This is a genomic window from Acidovorax sp. KPB24-07, from assembly GCF_057543315.1.
On sequence record NZ_BAAJYS010000821.1, the window covers coordinates 1 to 799 of the forward strand.

Sequence of the window (799 nt, forward strand, 5' to 3'; positions counted from 1 at the left end):
CTGGACGCCACGCCGCTGGCCGACGCCGTGGCCGAGATGCAGCGCCACCGCCGCACGCCCATCACGCTGGCCGACGGGCACGCCGCGGCGCTGCGCATCTCGGGGGAGTTCGACCTGGACCGCATCGACCAGCTGATCGACCTGCTGCCGCGTCTGGCCCCGGTGCGGGTGGACCGCCATGCGGACGGCAGCGTGGTGATCGGCCTGCGCACGGCACATCAAAAACCATAGCAGGATGCCGGCGCATTGATTGCGGCGGCGCCCGTTTCGAGGCCCAGTGCCCGGTCTCCGGCCGATGGGCCGCCGCTGGCCATTCATTGATTTGGATCGGCGACGTGTACAAACCCGCCCGCCGCATCGGCTCACAGGGGGACGGGCGCGCCCTGCCCGCCCGCCGTCCCCTTTTTGTGTCTTGACCGATTTCTTTCCAGGAGCCTCCATGCCGATCCCCCAACACCGCCGCCCGCCACACCGCGCCCGCTGGGCCGCGCTGGCCGCCGCGCTGTGCATCGCCGCCACCGCCGCCGCCCAGGCCCAGCCCGTCGCGGTGGACCTGCCCGCCCAGCCCCTGGCGCAGTCATTGAACGCCCTGGCGCGCCAGAGCGGCGTGCAGATCGTGTTCGTCACCGACATCGCCCAGGGCCAGCAGGCGCCGGCGGTGCGGGGCACGCTGGAGGTGCGCGATGCGCTGCAGCGCCTGGTCGCCGGCACCGGGCTGGTGGTGCGCGCGCAGGATGCCCGCACCTTCACGGTGGAGCGCGCGGGCACCGCCCCCGCCGGTGGCACCCCGGAGGCCGCA

1 protein-coding gene and 1 pseudogene are annotated in these 799 nt (G+C 73.8%); both read left to right on the top strand.

Features of this window, described 5'->3' with window-relative positions; translation table 11 throughout:
- Nucleotides 1-231, top strand: a pseudogene (locus AC27IQ_RS26065) (FecR family protein); the annotation flags it as partial.
- A gap of 208 nt (nt 232-439) precedes the next feature.
- Nucleotides 440-799: STN domain-containing protein (locus tag AC27IQ_RS26070; protein WP_487091372.1), on the top strand; the 360-nt coding region annotated here is incomplete at its 3' end.